Raw genomic sequence first — 17264 nt, 5'->3', positions numbered from 1 at the left:
TTTACAAAATTAACAGTTTTAGTCGAAGCTTACAAATAAAAAATAATGACCGATGGTCATGCTCCTGTATACGGCTGATTTATAAACCAACGAATGGTAAATACTCTGTTTGTATTATCGGGCGGCGTTCATACCGTAATGTACGCAAAAAGCTGTAAAATACGGCATTTCAGCTTGGCCGGTTAGATTTTGATTATGGTATCTGACTACACAGGTCACGGTTCATTTTGAAACAACTTTTCGATAATATTTAACCGTTCATATTTTTGTACACAACATAAAATCTATCCTAAAAATTACCCCAAAGCTCGTAAAATGGCGCTTTTTGACGAGCGGTAATTGGTCATTTTTCTTTGTGTGAATCATACATATATCAGGATATTAACATAAAAGCGTAGTGAACTATGACCATTGAAATAAGCCCGAAAAAATGGTATAATTTATATATCTTATGTAAGTTATTGTTATTATCGATGAATAAAAAAGAAGGCTATATAATGGATAAATTTAAAATGTCAGCTGTCAGCTGTGTGCTTGCTCTGATGCTTGCAGGCTGCGGCAGTTTTGACGAAAGGGACACAGTTAATGGTTCCTCGGTTCAGGCCAAGGACGAAACTAAAGTTCCTCTTATAGTAGTAGAGAACCGCGTGCAGGAGACTGAAGAGATGGGTGAGGAAGTTCCCGCAGAGGAAACTGTTCCCAGTCAGACGGAAGCACCTGTGCTTGATTCTCCAATGACTGAGAGTGAGAGTTCAAACGCTGCTACTATTGTACTTGGCGGTGAATCTCCCCGATCGGGACAGACGCTTACTCAGATCAATATTCAGGAAGAAGAACCATATTCAAATAATCAGCCTGTGGGCAACGATGTTCTGCCCCAGAGTGTGGATAATGTGGTGAATGATTATCAGTACGAACAGGAACCGGCTGAAACACAGACGATCGAAACCAACGAAAACGGCGAACAGGTAAGCGCCAACGGTTATAAGATAGAAAACATCAACGGCGTTACCTATGTGGGCGGTATACTTATCGCTAATAAGTCCTATAACCTGCCCCAGAATTACGGTTCAGGAATCGTTCCTGAAGCTCAGATGGCGTTCAATGAGATGCAGGCGGCTGCATGGAATGACGGTATCAATCTGTTTATCGTTTCGGGTTACAGAAGCTACTGGTATCAGGATCAGCTTTACTGGGGCTACGTAAGTACCCGCGGCAGCCAGGCTGAGGTGGACAGATTCTCTGCAAGGGCAGGATTCTCAGAGCATCAGACAGGTCTGGCTATGGATCTTAACAGTGCCAGCAGGACTTTTGAGGGAACTGCCGAAGCACTGTGGATAGAACAGCACTGTGCTGATTACGGTTTCATTATCAGATACCCCGATGGCAAGGAAGATATCACAGGATTCATATACGAGCCTTGGCACATAAGGTATCTTGGCAAAGACCTGGCACGTCAGGTAACGGATTCCGGTCTGTGCCTTGAAGAATTTCTGGGTATAAACTCTTATTATCAACAGTAAACTTATAGGACATCTCTGTCATCTTGGCGGAGATGTCCTTTTTATTGGCAGAGAAGTCCTCACATTGCCTGTTCACTAATTAATTTCACGTTAACAAAATTTTCGATGTTTTTTTATATAAAATGCCAATATACTTTAGCAAGATAATTGGGTATAATATATAGTATATTAATGCAGTTTTTGTAACTATCTGTGGGGTGAGTTCTTGGTAAGAGAGATAACAGATGCTGATTTTGAGGGCCTTATGACGCTTTATATGCAGCTTCATGATAATCCTTTTCCTGAAAAGGATGAACGTGTGACCGCTATCTGGGAGCGTATACTTGCCGATCCCGATCATCATATCATCGTTTGCGAGGAAGACGGAAAGATCGTATCTTCCTGTGTATGCGTGATAATACCGAATCTTACCCACGGACAGCGACCGTATGCATTCGTAGAGAATGTCATCACTGATGAAAATTACCGCAACAGAGGTCTTGCCACGGCTTGTCTTGATTATGCTCGGGATATAGCGATCCGCGAAAACTGCTACAAAATGATGCTCCTCACAGGTTCAAAAAAGGACAGCACACTGAGATTTTACGAGAGAGCAGGTTATAATAAAAACGACAAAACAGCCTTTATAAGCTGGCTGTAAATAATACTTTACTAATGTCACTGTTGTGAGGGAGCTTTACGTCTTCACTTAAAATTGAATAGTTCGGGCAAACTTACTTTGGTTATTTACCGTATAGCGATTTTCTTTAAGGTATCATGCGCGGTCAGGTGCCGTGCTTTATAGTAAATCACGTTGAAATTGCTCCTTTGCGAACTTCGCAAAAGCATAGATCGAACTTTTACTCGTTCAAAAAGTACAATTTCTAATGTCATTTACTATAATAGATGTTCAAATATTGGCTTGAAACGATAGGAGGACTAAGTTATGATTCTTGAGATCGAGTACTACAAGGCAGATACCCAGCTTGTCGGAAAGACAAGACATTTTTCAGAAGTAAAAGAACAGCTTGCAAGGGCTGAAGATCTCCATGACAGAGAGAACGATAATTTTATCGAGCTGCTGTGCAGAATGTTTGGCTGGACCGAATCAAAGACTTTTGTAAGACCCGATATGATATACGACAGGGACATAATGAAGCTTTCGGGAAATATGAATAAGTAATAACAAAGGGGCGAATATCAATGCTTGAGACTATCGAACAACGAAAGACCGGAAAAGCCGAGGCGATGAATGAGCTTAATGCCATGAGGAATGAGCTCATCGACCTTGCGAACGCTGTAAAAGCAGCCAAGATACCTGTTATCATAACTATCGACGGCTGGTCGGCTGCAGGGAAGGGTTCTCAGATAGCCAAGCTTATAAAGTATATGGACCCCCGTTTCTATGATGTTGAATCAATACGCACACCTAACGAGGTTGAACTTCGCAAACCCTGGCTTCATCGTTTCTGGCAGAGGCTGCCGAAGAAAGGCGAATTTCTGATATTGGACGGCAGTTGGTACAGGGATACTGTCAACGCATTTATGTTTGACGAGATATCGAAATCACAGTACAAGGATAGGATAGAGGATATCAACACCTTTGAACGTCAGCTGACTGATGATGGCTATCTTATCATCAAGTTCTTCCTGCATATTACAAAGGACGAGCAGTCAAAGCGCCTGCATAAACTTGCAAGCTCAGAGATAACCCGCTGGCGCGTAAATCCTCAGGATATCGTCAACAATGAGAACTATGAGAAGTTCTTCAAGCGTTACGACAAGACCCTGATGCGAACCAATACTGAATTCGCACCCTGGCATATCATCGCGGCGAATGACAAGGTGACGGCTCAGTTTTCCATAATGATGACTGTGACCAATGCTATCAAGGGTGCCTGCGCTGCTGTTGAGAGCGGAGAGAAGTTTATTGATAAGCCAGAATTTCCCGTTATCGACTACAAGAAGCCGGAATTCAAAATGGGCAAGAGCAAGAAGCTTTCAGAAGTGGATATGACAAAGTCACTTACTGTTGATGAGTATTCTGCCAAGCTTGAAAAGTATCAGACACGGCTGTTTGAACTTCAGAACAGATGCTACCAGAAGAAAATACCTGTCATCATTGCCTATGAGGGCTGGGATGCAGGCGGGAAGGGCGGAAATATCAAGCGTGTGGCTTCAGCACTTGATCCGAGAGGTTACGAGGTTAAGCCCATAGCCGCACCTGAGCCTTCAGAGCTGGCAAGGCATTATCTGTGGAGATTCTGGACAAGACTTGAAAAGGACGGTCATTTCACTATTTTCGATCGTACTTGGTACGGCAGAGTAATGGTGGAGCCCATCGAGAAGATAACACCTCAGGAACGTGCCGATATGGCTTATCAGGAGATAAACGAGTTTGAACATCAGCTGACCGAATGGGGTGCTGTTGTTATAAAATTCTGGATTAACATTGACAAAGACGAACAGTACCGCCGTTTTAAGGAGCGTGAGGAAACGCCCTCAAAACAGTGGAAGATAACCGAGGAGGACTGGCGTAACCGCGAAAAGTGGGATGAATATGAAAAGGCTGTTGACCGCATGGTCGAGCTGACCTCCACAAATTTTGCCCCCTGGACGATCATCGAGGGCAACGATAAAAGGTATGCCCGTATCAAGGCACTAAAGACAATATGCAAGCGCCTTGAGGACAGACTTCTTGAATTGGATCACTAATAATTTTGGCGGAAAAAATTTTTTCCGCCATTTTTTTGTAACGAATCGCGTAGATAGTTGTCTAACAGACAGAAGGGAGGTGAGAGCGTGAAGGAGTTCGATGAGATATACGATAAATATGCAAGGCAGGTATACCTGTTTTTGCTTAGACTCTGCGGCAACGAGACGACAGCGGAGGATATATTGCAGGACACGTTTCTGAAAGCCATTGAGAATTCTGATAAATTCGGGAACAGGTGCGAGGTAACGACATGGCTTTGCAGTATTGCGAAAAACGAGTACCTGAACTATGTGAAAAGGAGAGATAATAAAAATCTGCCGATAGAGGACAGGGAGATACCCTATGACGGAGACCTTATCGTGCAGCTGGAGGACAAGGAGAAAAGTATTGCCGTACATAAGGCGCTTCATGCTCTTTCCGAACCTTACCGAGAGGTATTCACCCTGCGTGTTATGGGAGAACTTAGTTTCAGGCAGATAGGGGATATCTTCGGGAAGAATGAAAACTGGGCGCGTGTGACTTTCTTCCGCGCCAAGGCAAAGCTTATAGATAAACTAAAGGAGGACAGCTATGAAATGTAACGTTATAAGAGATCTTCTGGCAAGCTATAATGATGATCTGCTTGAAGAGGAGACCAGAAAAGAAGTAGAAAAACACCTCGCGGAATGTGAAGAGTGCAGAAAACTAAATGAGACTTATTCTGCGGAACTGACTGCTAAAAATGATGAACCCGTCGAAACAGCGGGTATCAATCCATTTAAAAAGATCAGGCGGAAGATCAAGAAAATAAAGGTCAGAGCTTTGATAGCCGTTTTGGCGGCTTCGATGATGGCTGTCGTGGCGGGTGTGCTTACTGTGGGACAGGTTATAAAGTATGAAAGATTCCCCAGCTGGGAGTCGGTCATTCAGACGATAGAAGTCAGAAGAGCGGCTAAAGATCTTTTCAGCGGTGATATAGATGGATTTATCAAGTATCTTTATAAGCCTCAACCGATAGATAATACATATAAAGCTGCTTTCAAACCTGCGGGTATGTCAGAAAACAGTATTCCCGTAACATTCTATGACGAAGATGACAGGGTAACGAAGTATATCACAGATATGTTTAAAAAGTCATTTGATAAGGATATCAAGGGGCATAGTGTTTTTATAAATAAAGTTGATACCAGTTACATAGAATATAATTCAACAGGTGAAAAACAGCTGGTAACTTATGTTGATGTTAGGGTGGATGACGGGAAATTAGAATTTGAATTTTATGATATGGGCAATTCAAAATACGATATCATTTCATGCAAGTGGATAGGTAAGGGAGATAATGAGGATATTGCCGATATTTCAGAAATGAATGACTTTGAAAAGGATTGTTGTTTCATCGATTATCTCAATGATGACGGTATATTTCAAAAAGTATTCAGCAATAAATTCTATGTATATCTTCGTTTAGAGATGACGCGTCCTAAAGATGATGTTTATAATGTTGAAATAGTGGATGGCAAGATATGTAGAAGGGAGATATCCCATTCAAGATATGAGGATATGTTTACAGCACTTGAAGAAAAGGGTGTCGAGGTCGGTCCTGTTGATACTGGACTGCTCTGGTTTGACCCTGACAACGGTTCTTTTGTCAAGTCATGGCTCGTTCAGTTGAACTATAAGGATGGTTCGGCCTTTGTAAGGTTCAGTGCTGAGTATTCTCCTGACGGTAATTATGTTCTGACCGATACAATAGACACTGTGAACAATGATGTCCCGCAGGAGATACTCGACGATTTTTATGAGATACTTTATTACGTTGGTAAGTAGTTTTATTGGTTCAGCATATTTTTTCAAGATTCTCACGGATAGCTTTCAGGGTCTTCTTTTCAAGCCTTGAAATGTAAGACTGGGAAATCCCAACGGTCTGGGCGACTTCTTTCTGGGTCATCTCTTTTCTGCCGTTGAGACCGAAGCGCATTTCCATTATCATTTTTTCGCGTTCGCCCAGCTTGTCTATCTCACGGCGGAGAAGTGTCTTTTCTACCTCGCTTTCGATACCCTTGTGGACAGTATCTTCGTCAGTTCCAAGGATATCCGAAAGCAGAAGTTCGTTGCCGTCCCAGTCGGTGTTGAGGGGTTCATCGATGGATATCTCGCTTCTGCGCTGTGAAGCTTTGCGCAGGAACATGAGTATCTCGTTTTCGATACACCGTGAAGCATAGGTGGCAAGCTTGATGTTTTTATCGGGGCGGAAAGTGTTAACCGCCTTAATCAGCCCGATAGAACCTATGGATATCAGGTCTTCAAGTCCTACTCCCGTGGCTTCAAATTTCTTTGAGATATACACAACCAGCCGCAGATTGTGAACTATCAGCAGTTCGCGTGCTTTCTTTTCATCGGTTGCAAAAAGCTCAAATGCGCGGGCTTCTTCCTCTTTTGTAAGCGGGGGAGGGAGCTGCTCGGCTCCGTTTATGTAGTCAACGCTGTGGGCATCTCCCAGAAGTTCCATCACCAAGCGGTTAAGTTTGTTCAGAATATTCATCGTCTTATCTCCTTTCATTCAAGCAAAGCGGGGTCGAAGATCGCGCGGCTGCGGTCATTGTCAGCGGGTTTTATACCCACACAGCATCTTACCACACAGCTTTCTCCGCTGTCATCCGTTATTGTGACATTGCCTTTTGATGTAACGTGGAGCAATCCGCTGCCGTTGATGGTGGAGTAGGGTGTCAGGCGAAATCCTGCACACATACCGTTGGTGGGATCGTCAAGAGCGTAATGACGGTACATATCATCACAGCAGAAGATCACCACGGGGAGCCCTGTGAAGCTGTCGCAAAGTCGGTTGCCTGTGTCAGCCACCGCGGGCAGGGTGACTTCGTAATCACCACATCGGAAAAGGGCTTCATAGCACACGTTTTTTGCGAACACTCTCCGTTTTACGGTCTCGGCTACGGTCAGCAGGACATAGGCTGTGATCAGCGCGGCGGCAAGCTTCAGCAGAGAGATATCAAAATATGCCGTGAAATTTCGGACGTAGATGCGCTTTGTATCGGAGATCTCCCAGTAAATGATTATCAGCCCTGTGTACACCATGCGGACTGCCATAAAAACAGCAAGGCTTCTCACAAAATCAACTACGCTACGCAGTTTCATAGCGATAATAAGAGTCAGCACGATGCCAAGGGCTTTTGCGATGGTTATCACCAGCGCACCGATGAACGTATCGCCGTCGGCGCATATCAGCAGAGACATCAGCCCTCCTAATAGACAGGCTGCAAACACCCTGCTTCCACGGAGTTTTCGGTGCATAAGCGCCGCCGCTGTATGCAGATATACGTATTCCACCAGACAGCTTGTCACTATGAGTACATCGGCATATATCTTCATTTTTCCACCGCCCTTTGCTTGTCTGTATATATCATACTCCTGTTCGTGAAAGAAAACTGTCGGATATTATCAGTGTTAAAAGTCGAAAAAGTACAAAAAAACTCCCTGCCGTGATGTGCTCGAAGCAGGGAGAAAATTATTTTATGCAATTGAATTCTTTTCAAGAAAATCCGAGAACAGGGAAGCCAGTTTATCGGGAATAAAAGCGTACATCATGTGACCCTCGTCAAACAGATGTATATCAGCGTTGCACTTTTCGCTGTAATCCTTAGCCGCCTGCTGCCATGTAAGTGATTTAACAGGGGACTTCATATTGCTTACAGCGAAGCAGGCAGGGCATTTCAGATATCCTGTACTGTGGGCTTTTGCGGCATTTGCTTCCGCTAGAATCGATTCTTTGGAAACGGCAGGGCTTGTGATGTTCTTGTAATAGACCTCTTCGTAAGTCTTCTTTTCTTCATCGGTAAGCTCGTTGCCGCTCAGCAGACCTGACGCATTCACCGTCTTGTTCCTGAGCAGTTTGTCTAACAGACCGCGCTTGGCTATCTTCTGCATGAGCGCAGCTGATTTTTTCACCATAGCTACCTTTTTCTCATGAGGTATCTGCGCCGCCTGAGCTTTCATCATGTTGGGAAATCCCATATCCAGCCCAAGTACAGCTTTGACCTCATCAGGATAGGTATTTGCCCACCATATTGCTTCAAAACCGGAATAGGAATGAGGTACTAGCACATAGGGCGGCAGGATATCCAGCGCTTTTAGCGCGGCACGGCTTTCCTCGGCAAGATTTTCGACGGTCCTTTCGGTCTTTGCTTCTCCGCTTAGGCCGTAGCCTGCTTTTTCGATTACAGCTATTCTGTATCGGTCGGATAATCGGCGGTATAAAGGCTTATACTCAAGGGCGGGACAGCCCACTCCCGAGCCTGCCATAAATACCAAGGTAACGCTTCCGCTGCCCTCGGAATAAACGTTTATCTCTGTATCTCCGACCTTTGCTTTTGTTCCGTAGTTCTGCATGGCTTATTTATCCTCAAAGAATACCTTGAATGCCTTGTAAGCCATATAGTTATCCAGCTTCGAGGTTATCTCGAAGGGTGCGTGCATTGAAAGCACGGGTACACCAACGTCTATTACATCAAGGTCGAGATTTGCGATATACTGTGCAACAGTTCCGCCGCCGCCTGCATCTACCTTGCCAAGCTCGCCTGTCTGCCAGATAACTCCGTTTGCATCGAAGAGTCTTCTTATCCTGCCAACAAATTCAGCAGAAGCATCGGATGTGCCTGATTTGCCCCTTGCTCCTGTGAATTTAGTTGCAACAACGCCGTAATTCAGCTGTGAGCAGTTGCGTATCTCAAAAGGCTCGATGAATGTGGGGTCTACTGCGGCATTAACGTCAGCGGAAAGGCACTCGGACTTGCTCATGACATTTCTGCCGTTTGCACCGTATACCTCAGCAAGATCGCTGATGAAGTATGGGAGATATGAGCTGTTAAGACCTGTGTTGCCGTCGCTGCCTGTTTCTTCCTTGTCGGTGAGGACTGTCATACAGGTATACTCGGGTTTTTTGAGTTCCAAGATAGCCTGCAGGGAAGAATAAGCGCAAACTCTGTCGTCCTGTCCGTAAGAACCTACAAGGCTTCTGTCGAAACCAACGTCAACAGCCTTAAAAGCTGGAACAGCTTCAAGCTCAGCGGAAATGAAATCAGCCTCAACTATGCCGTACTTTTCGTTCAGTATAGCCATGATGTTCAGCTTGACCTTGTTGGATATCTTATCGTCCTTGAAAGGTCTTGAACCAACAATGATATTCAGTTCCTCACCTGTGATGAGCTTGGGCGCAGGTCTTTTGTACTGCGATTCAGCAAGGTGGGGGAGTATATCGCTTATGCAGAATACAGGGTCACCTTCGTCTTCGCCTATGCGGACTTTCACGGTAGTGCCGTCAGCCTTGATGATAACACCGTGGAGTGACAGGGGAACGGTAGGCCACTGATACTTCTTGATGCCGCCGTAATAGTGGGTCTTGAAGTAAGCTATCTCCTTGTCCTCGTAGAGGGGGTTCTGCTTCAGGTCAAGTCTGGGTGAGTCTATGTGGGCAGCTGCCAGTCTTATGCCTTCGGAAATGTTCTTTTTGCCCATAACGGTTAGTATTACAGCCTTGGCTCTGTTCACAAAATAGAACTTGTCGCCAGACTTGTACTTCTTGCCGCGCTCAAAAGCCTTGAAGCCAGCAGCTTCAGCCTGCTTAACTATCTCCTCTGTTGCTTCGCGCTCGGTCTTTGCGGTGTTGAGGAACTTTTTGTAGCCCTCGTTGTAGCTGTCGATAGCTGCTATCTCTTTGTCCTCAGTTCTCAGAACGCCGTTTTTGGGTTTTGAGAGTATCTTTTCTGCAAGCTCCTCAGCTGCTGATTTTTTCTTTTCTGCCATTAGTAAAACCTCCTTGAAAGTAAGTTATTCTGTTTGATCAAAACTTTCCGATATCTCGGATCCGGTATCTTCTGCTGACTCGTCCTCGAAGATACTGTCGATACCGCGTTCGGAAAGTATCTTTTTGTAAGCCGAGTAAGCGTCATTTATCTTGTTCACGTAATATGAAGTCTGGTCATTCTCTTTTGGGATATCATTTACATCGAATTTATCTGCTTTTATCGTTCCGTCTTCCAGCCAGCTGTCAACCAGACCCATTCCGCAGTGATATGCAGCCGCTGTAAGGTCTATGGAATCGTCATATCTATCCATAAGAAAGCTGAGATAATAGGTGCCGTACTTGATGTTTGTCTCGGGGTTATACATATCGTCAAAGCTTTCGCTGTCATCATCCAGCCTGAATTTCACCCAGTCGTAGGCATCTTCCATAAGCTGCATAAGACCTCTTGCTCCGACTTCTGAAGTCGCCCTGGGTTCAAAACTGCTTTCCACATTTATCACCGAGAACACGAGTACAGGGTCTACCTGATATTCTTTGCAGTATTTAATAACATATTCTTCGTAATCTGTCGGGTATGTGAAACCGTGAGGAATATAGTCCTCGGCTTTTTCAGTGACATCTTCAAGCCCATTGCTGATACTTCTTTTGAGTAGGAACACAGCTAGCAGAACTATACCTAAAGCAAATACTATGCCAAAAAAAACTACTATCCAGTCACCTGCGGAGTTTTTCTTTTTTCTTTTTCTCTTTGGAGCCGAAGCTCTTCTATTTGTTTTTGCTGCCAATTTAATCTTCCTTTATTCTGTCTATTATTTCAATTGTCTGTCTTACAGCATCTTCGCTTTTACCGTTGTTTCTTATCACGAAGTCGCTGTTCTCTTCAAAAAATCCCTGACTATGCTGTGAAGCGAATCTGTTTTTTACGCTTGCTTCATCAAGACCGTCGCGGGTTGTTATGCGCCTTAGTCTTATGTCCTCGTCAGCTGTCACCGAAACGATGATATCGCATTTTTTATCGGCACCTGCTTCAAACAAAGTTGGCGCATCGAGAAGTACATAGTCATAGTCTATGCTGTATTTAGCTATTTTTTCATCCAGAAGCTTATCTATGTACCTGAATATCACCGAGTTGAGGATATCCAGCTTTTGCCTGTCTGCGAAAACTATACTGCCCAGAGCGCGTCTGTCAAGCGTGAGGTCATCACTGAAACATTCGGGGAATATATCGGCTAGTTCACGGTTGCATTCGCTGCCTGTTTCGGTGACTTCTCGTGCTGCCATATCGCAGTTTATAACACCGAAGCCATTTTCCTCAAACACTTGTGATACAAGCGTTTTGCCCGCACCGCTCTGTCCTGTCAGACCGATGACCACGCTCATAGGTGTATCACCCTGAAAGCAGCGGCTCGAAGCAGTCTGTTGTACACAGCCAGACCAACTCCTGTCTTTCTCGGACACCTAGCCCAGACTTTTTTAGCACCCATATCGTCAAAACCGCGCAGGGCATCGAATAGCCGCTGTGCCTGTTCTTCATCTGTTGCTCCGAGGATAGTTTTTCTATTGGGAAGTCCCTCAGCATCAGCATCTGTGAACACCATCAGTACATCGTCCTCAGCTGCATTTGCTTTGCAGAATTCGTTGAATTCCTTGCTGCTGCCATCAACTATTGTGACCTCGGCTTTCGGGGCGTAGTGCTTGTATTTCATGCCCGGGCTCCTGACTTTTGCACCTTCGCCCAGCATTTCAAGAACCCCCTTGTCTACCAGAACATTCTCGGTGACTTCTTTTAAATCTTCCACCGATATGAAACCGGGGCGGAGAAGCCTTATTGCATCGTCCTCAAAGCTTATTACCGTGCTTTCCACACCGACACCGCAGGCACCGCCGTCAACTATGGCGGGTATGCGTCCGTCCATATCTTTAAAAACGTGCTGTGCTGTAGTAGGGGAGGGGCTGCCCGAAAGATTTGCCGATGGTGCAGCGATGGGACATCCGCTGGCTTTGATTATCGCCCGTGCTGTATCGTTGGATGGCATTCTAATACCCACAGTATCAAGACCTCCGCTGGTGACCATTGGTATCCTATCCGATTTTGGCATTATCATTGTCAGAGGTCCTGCCCAGAATTTATCTGCACATTTTTCAGCCAACGCAGGAATCTCCGTTACCAGAGGTTCTATCTCGTCAAAAGCGCTTATATGCACTATTAGTGGATTGTCCGCGGGTCTGCCCTTAGCTGCAAAGATCTTTCTTACAGCATCTTCGTCAAAGGCATTCGCACCCAGTCCGTAGACTGTCTCTGTGGGTATCCCCACAACTTCGCCAGCTTTTATAAGCTCCGCTGCTTTCTTTATCGAAGCTTCATCGCTGCTAAGCAGTTTTGTTTCAAACATTTCAAAACTTCTTTCCGATCATATATCATCGCTCAAAGGGTTTGCCGAATGAGCCTATCTCTATCAGATTTCCTTCAGGGTCTGCAACGTAGCAGGTGCGCTGTCCCCATGGCATAGTCCTTGGGGGCATAACTGCCTTTGCGCCCATTTCTGTTACCCGTGAGAATTCTGTATCCACCTCGTCAAAGGTATCTACATACAGCGCTATCTCCGAATGTCCGTTCAGTCCCTTTATATATTCGTAACTGTGATCCGTCATCTTTTCAAAGTCGCTTCGCCCGTAAAGCAGGAAAAGTGTGCCGTCTTTGATTAGATATACATTTTCCGTGTCCTCGGATTCCCTTATCTCAAACCCGAGAACATCGCGGTAAAACCTGATCATTGCAGGCATATCTTTGACTAAAAGCCCGAAGCCGTCAAGGTGCATCACTGCTCCTCCTGAGCGGCAAGCTTTGCTGCCTGATCAGCAGTTGCAAGGGCATCGATAACCTCGTCCAGATTGCCGTTGAGTATCTGTTCCAGCTTGTAAAGTGTCAGTTTTATGCGGTGGTCGGATATACGGCTTTCGGGGTAATTGTAAGTCCTTATCTTCTCAGATCTGTCGCCTGTGCCCACTTGTGAACGCCTGTTGGATGCGATCTCGTCTTCCTGTGCTCTGACCTTTTCGTCATACAGCTTTGAACGCAGCATTTTCAGCGCTTTCTCTCTGTTCTGGAACTGAGATCTTTCGTTCTGACATTCTACTACCGTTCCTGTGGGTATGTGTATCAGTCTTACAGCCGATGAAGTCTTGTTGATGTGCTGTCCGCCTGCACCAGAGGAACGGAATACTTCCATTTTGATGTCCCTCTCTTCGTTAAGCTCCAGCTCAACTTCCTCAGCTTCGGGAAGGACTGCCACCGTAACGGTAGATGTGTGTACACGTCCCTGAGATTCAGTCTCGGGCACACGCTGTACACGGTGTACACCGCTTTCGTATTTAAGTCTTGAATACGCTCCCTGTCCCGATACTGTAAAGGTTATTTCCTTGTAACCGCCCAGCTCGGTCTCATTTGCGCTCATTACCTCTATCTGCCAACCTTTCTGCGCCGCATACATCGAGTACATACGGTACAGTGAATTTGCGAACAGCGCTGCTTCTTCGCCGCCTGCACCGCCTCTTATCTCAATGATAACGTTTCTGTCATCGTTGGGGTCTTTGGGCAGAAGAAGTATTTTCAGCTCTTCTTCCAGACGTGCCATAGCCGCCTTGGATTCAGCGTACTGCTCCTGGACCATCTCTTTCATATCAGCATCAAGGCTGCTGTCAGAGGACATTTCCACTGCTTCATCGAATTCAGCCTTAGCCTTGTCGTACTCGCGCAGTGCCTCAACAACAGGTTCAAGATTTCTGTACTCTATCATAAGCTCAGTGTACAGCTTGGAGTCGTTAACTACCTCGGGCTGCATGAGCTTTTCATTTATCTCATTGAATTTATCTTCAAGTGCTCTTAATTTATCAAACATAGCTATTGCTCCTTTTAACTTACTCAAATTGTTTTAGCTTACTATAAAAAGCATAGCTATGATTCTGCTTCGCGTATCACGGATTTTACATTTTTTTCGGCCTTGCTGCGTGGTATCATGAACTCCCGTCCGCAGCCGACACAGCGAAGCTTGAAATCCATACCCGAGCGCAGCACCATCATCTCGTTACTGCCGCAGGGGTGTTTTTTCTTCATAACAAGCCTGTCGCCCTTGATGATATCCATCACGCTTCACCGTCCTTTTCAAGATAATTCTAAATTGATGATCTCTTCCACGCAGCCGCACTTTTCGCATTTGATCGTCATGGTTAGCCAGTTGAATGCTTCTGTGAAATCTTCATCGCGGAATTCATCGGGAAATTCTTCAACACATTCTTCAATGAATTGTTCTTTGTCTTCCAGCTCGATACCGATTTCGACACTGAATATCTCAGCACCGCATTTATGGCATATAACAGGGGACATTCTGTTATCATAGGCAGTTTCGTATGAATGGCAAACAAAGCCGTCATACCCCTGTACAGCCTGATCGAACAGCAGGTGAGTTTCACCGCAGCCGATACATTCTGCTGTTACCTTTATGCCGAATTTCCAGTCGTCATCACGGGTGTTATCAAGACCAAAACAGCGAAGCTTCATCTTATCACAGCCGCAGGTACATTTTACCTGCCCCGTAACATCAGCACTATCCGATTCGCTGTCTGATACATCAATGATTCCACGCAGATGACGCGGAAGCAATTCCTCAGCCATATCTTACCTCGTTCTGAATACGTTTTCAATAAAAGAGAGCCATCAAAACACTGCGCTAAACAGATCATTACTCACGTTCGCGCAAGTCTACATTATTTAATTATATCACCCTTTAGGTATATTTGCAAGACGCTTTAACAAAATTAAGATAATTTTAAAATTATGAGAATTATTGTTTCGTTGGTGAAACTTTAATGCATAGCCTTTCGGAAATAAAAAAAGACTGCCGCGTGTGCAGCAGTCTTTATCATTTAGTAGAAGTTTTGCGGACTTTTTTGGGGTTTATCAAAAATATAATTGATCAAACAAGAGATCAATGCCAGTATCACCATCAGCATACATAGGACGTACCCGAATTTGGTGTTTACTTTCAGATAATTCCCCAGACCTTCCAGGTCGGTTTTACCGTCGGTGATATATCGCTTGGCAAAGTCCGATTTGAATATGATAAGACATATTATGCTTACCAGTGAACAGCCTGCAGATATCAGTGTGAACAGCTTCTCTCTTTTCAGGAACAGGATCACACATCCTGCTATACAACAAATGGCAGTTATTATCAGCCAAGGATTAGCTCCTTCTTTTGAACCGTATTTTTCGCCTGAATCTGTTGTAGTTGTTTTTTCTTCCCTCTGATCGAATCCCGAACCGGTCTTTACGTTCTTGTCGCTTATGGTAGATGGGAATATGAGATTATAACCCTTGTATTCGATCTCAAAGGTATAATCTTCACTTGTATCCTGACCCGTAAGACTTGCCGCTGTAGAAGCATCACATGATACTGACATGAACGGGAACAGGAAACATACCAGAGCAGCAAGGAATGCGATCTTTGCTATCAGTCTGGTGGGGATTTTTCCGACAGTCTGAGTGACAGCAGCTACTCCTCCCGAGACAGGTGCTGCAATTGCAGGCTGTCCGTACATAGGCTGCTGTACTGCCTGTGCATTTGTGGGTTTACCGCACTCGGGACAGAATACCGATCCGTCGGGGATATTATTACCGCAATTTGGACAAAACATATTCTTACCTCCAAATAAGTTTATTGAATTGATTATATCATAAAATCTATTAAATGTCAATAATGATTTTTTTATTTCTGTAATAGCGGTTATTTGCCGAAAATTCGGGTTTTCACTAATAATCGGATCATTATATGCTTTCTGTGCAAACGAGTTTATACCCTTATTTTCAGATATCTTTTCAATTTAGTTTATTAAATTATCCTTTTTCTATTGACTTGATCTGAAAAAAATGTTATTATATAAAAGTACATTTATTTTTCAGAAAAGGACGATGATATATGAAGAAACCGTTTATTACAAAAGAAAAGGCAGAGGAGATAATCAAGGCATATCCTACGCCTTTCCATATTTATGACGAAAAGGGTATCCGCGAGAATGCCCGTAATCTCTACAAGGCATTCAGCTGGAACAAGGGCTACAAGGAATTCTTCGCTGTCAAGGCTACTCCTAACCCCTACATTCTCAAAATACTTCAGGAAGAGGGCTGCGGTGTTGACTGCTCTTCCATGACAGAGCTCATGCTTAGCGAGTGCTGCGGCTTCAAGGGTGAGGATATCATGTTCTCCTCCAATGTTACTCCTGCTGAGGAATACGTTAAGGCACGTGAGATGGGCGCTTTCATCAATCTTGATGATTTTACCCACATCGAGTTCCTTGATAATCTCTGCGGTATCCCTGAGACTATCTGCTGCCGTTACAACCCCGGCGGAACATTCTCTATATCTACAAAGATCATGGACAACCCCGGTGATGCAAAGTACGGCTTCACCCATGAGCAGATCATCGAAGGCTTCAAGATACTGAAAGCAAAGGGTGCTAAGTACTTCGGTCTTCATGCTTTCCTTGCTTCCAATACCGTTACAAATGAGTACTATCCTAAGCTTGCTCGTATCCTGTTTGAGCTTGCTGTTGAGATCAAGGAGAAGACAGGCGTTGAGTTCAAGTTCATCAACCTGTCAGGCGGTGTAGGTATTGCTTATGAGCCAGACAAGCCCCAGAATGATATCTTCGCTATCGGCGAGGGTGTACACAAGGCATTCGATGAGATACTTGTTCCTGCGGGTCTGGGCGATGTAGCTATATTTACCGAGCTTGGCAGATATATGCTGGCTCCCTATGGTCATCTGGTTACAACCGTTAAGCACTTCAAGCACACTTACAAGGAGTATGCAGGTGTTGACGCTTGTGCCTGCAACCTGATGCGTCCTGCTATGTACGGTGCTTATCATCACATAACTGTACTTGGCAAGGAAGACAAGCCCTGCGACCACAAGTACGATGTTACAGGAAGCCTTTGTGAGAACAACGATAAGTTCGCAATTGACAGAATGCTCCCTGAGCTGGAGATAGGTGATATCCTCGTTATCCATGATGCAGGTGCTCACGGTTTCTCCATGGGCTACAACTACAACGGCAGACTCCGTTCCGCTGAGATACTTCTGAAAGAGGACGGCGATGTTCAGCTTATCAGACGTGCCGAGACTCCCGCAGATTATTTTGCTACATTTGATTATACAGGCATAGTTGACAAGTATCTGAATAAGTAAAATTT

General features: G+C 44.7%; 19 protein-coding genes. 7 read left to right on the top strand and 12 right to left on the bottom strand.

Features of this window, described 5'->3' with window-relative positions:
* Positions 1-497: 497 nt before the first annotated feature.
* From BM265_RS13595 to BM265_RS13570, 6 genes are all read left to right on the top strand, one after another.
* Positions 498-1523, top strand: a complete 1026-nt coding sequence (locus BM265_RS13595) for a M15 family metallopeptidase (protein ID WP_074962357.1) — start codon at positions 498-500, stop codon at positions 1521-1523.
* Between the two features lie 205 nt (positions 1524-1728).
* Complete coding sequence (locus BM265_RS13590) at positions 1729-2163, top strand: GNAT family N-acetyltransferase (RefSeq protein ID WP_074962356.1); 435 nt, start codon at positions 1729-1731, stop codon at positions 2161-2163.
* A 285-nt stretch (positions 2164-2448) separates the two neighbouring features.
* On the top strand, positions 2449-2685 hold the full coding sequence (locus BM265_RS13585; RefSeq protein ID WP_074833285.1) for a hypothetical protein: 237 nt from the start codon (positions 2449-2451) through the stop codon (positions 2683-2685).
* 20 nt (positions 2686-2705) lie between these two features.
* Complete coding sequence (gene pap / locus BM265_RS13580) at positions 2706-4217, top strand: polyphosphate:AMP phosphotransferase (RefSeq protein WP_074962355.1); 1512 nt, start codon at positions 2706-2708, stop codon at positions 4215-4217.
* Between the two features lie 87 nt (positions 4218-4304).
* Complete coding sequence (locus BM265_RS13575; RefSeq protein ID WP_074962354.1) at positions 4305-4799, top strand: RNA polymerase sigma factor; 495 nt, start codon at positions 4305-4307, stop codon at positions 4797-4799.
* The gene (locus BM265_RS13570) at positions 4789-6024 is read left to right on the top strand and encodes a zf-HC2 domain-containing protein (protein ID WP_074962353.1); all 1236 of its coding nucleotides are present in this window, start codon (positions 4789-4791) and stop codon (positions 6022-6024) included. Before BM265_RS13575 ends, BM265_RS13570 begins: the two co-directional genes overlap by 11 nt.
* A 10-nt stretch (positions 6025-6034) precedes the next feature.
* On the opposite strand, the gene sigE is transcribed toward BM265_RS13570, so the two are convergent.
* From sigE to BM265_RS13510, 12 genes are all read right to left on the bottom strand, one after another.
* Complete coding sequence (gene sigE / locus BM265_RS13565; RefSeq protein WP_074962352.1) at positions 6035-6739, bottom strand: RNA polymerase sporulation sigma factor SigE; 705 nt, start codon at positions 6737-6739, stop codon at positions 6035-6037.
* A gap of 14 nt (positions 6740-6753) precedes the next feature.
* Positions 6754-7584 (bottom strand): sigma-E processing peptidase SpoIIGA, encoded by an 831-nt coding sequence (locus tag BM265_RS13560; RefSeq protein WP_074962351.1) that lies wholly within the window; start codon positions 7582-7584, stop codon positions 6754-6756.
* Between the two features lie 141 nt (positions 7585-7725).
* A complete protein-coding gene (locus BM265_RS13555; RefSeq protein WP_074962350.1) occupies positions 7726-8601 on the bottom strand; it encodes an alpha/beta hydrolase in 876 nt (291 codons plus the stop codon).
* A 3-nt stretch (positions 8602-8604) separates the two neighbouring features.
* Positions 8605-10014, bottom strand: a complete 1410-nt coding sequence (locus BM265_RS13550; protein WP_074962349.1) for an aminopeptidase — start codon at positions 10012-10014, stop codon at positions 8605-8607.
* 24 nt (positions 10015-10038) lie between these two features.
* On the bottom strand, positions 10039-10800 hold the full coding sequence (locus tag BM265_RS13545) for a lytic transglycosylase domain-containing protein (protein WP_074962348.1): 762 nt from the start codon (positions 10798-10800) through the stop codon (positions 10039-10041).
* A 1-nt stretch (position 10801) separates the two neighbouring features.
* Positions 10802-11395 (bottom strand): dephospho-CoA kinase, encoded by a 594-nt coding sequence (coaE, locus tag BM265_RS13540; protein ID WP_074962347.1) that lies wholly within the window; start codon positions 11393-11395, stop codon positions 10802-10804.
* Positions 11392-12408, bottom strand: a complete 1017-nt coding sequence (locus BM265_RS13535) for an L-threonylcarbamoyladenylate synthase (protein ID WP_074962346.1) — start codon at positions 12406-12408, stop codon at positions 11392-11394. Before BM265_RS13535 ends, coaE begins: the two co-directional genes overlap by 4 nt.
* Positions 12409-12433: 25 nt before the next feature.
* Positions 12434-12835, bottom strand: a complete 402-nt coding sequence (locus tag BM265_RS13530; RefSeq protein ID WP_074962345.1) for a VOC family protein — start codon at positions 12833-12835, stop codon at positions 12434-12436.
* Positions 12835-13914, bottom strand: a complete 1080-nt coding sequence (gene prfA, locus BM265_RS13525; RefSeq protein ID WP_074828677.1) for a peptide chain release factor 1 — start codon at positions 13912-13914, stop codon at positions 12835-12837. Before prfA ends, BM265_RS13530 begins: the two co-directional genes overlap by 1 nt.
* Before the next feature lie 56 nt (positions 13915-13970).
* The gene (locus BM265_RS13520; protein ID WP_074962344.1) at positions 13971-14159 is read right to left on the bottom strand and encodes a DUF951 domain-containing protein; all 189 of its coding nucleotides are present in this window, start codon (positions 14157-14159) and stop codon (positions 13971-13973) included.
* An 18-nt stretch (positions 14160-14177) separates the two neighbouring features.
* Positions 14178-14687, bottom strand: coding sequence for a hypothetical protein (locus BM265_RS13515; protein ID WP_074962343.1), 510 nt, complete (start codon positions 14685-14687; stop codon positions 14178-14180).
* Between the two features lie 251 nt (positions 14688-14938).
* Positions 14939-15709, bottom strand: coding sequence for a zinc-ribbon domain-containing protein (locus BM265_RS13510; RefSeq protein ID WP_074962342.1), 771 nt, complete (start codon positions 15707-15709; stop codon positions 14939-14941).
* 281 nt (positions 15710-15990) lie between these two features.
* Between BM265_RS13510 and BM265_RS13505 the strand changes: the two genes are divergently transcribed.
* A complete protein-coding gene (locus tag BM265_RS13505; protein WP_074962341.1) occupies positions 15991-17259 on the top strand; it encodes a diaminopimelate decarboxylase in 1269 nt (422 codons plus the stop codon).
* Positions 17260-17264 lie beyond the last annotated feature (5 nt).

Source organism: Hominimerdicola alba (assembly GCF_900112155.1).
Taxonomy (GTDB): Bacteria; Bacillota; Clostridia; order Oscillospirales; family Ruminococcaceae; genus Hominimerdicola; species Hominimerdicola alba_D.
This window is presented reverse-complemented; position numbering and strand designations above follow the sequence as displayed.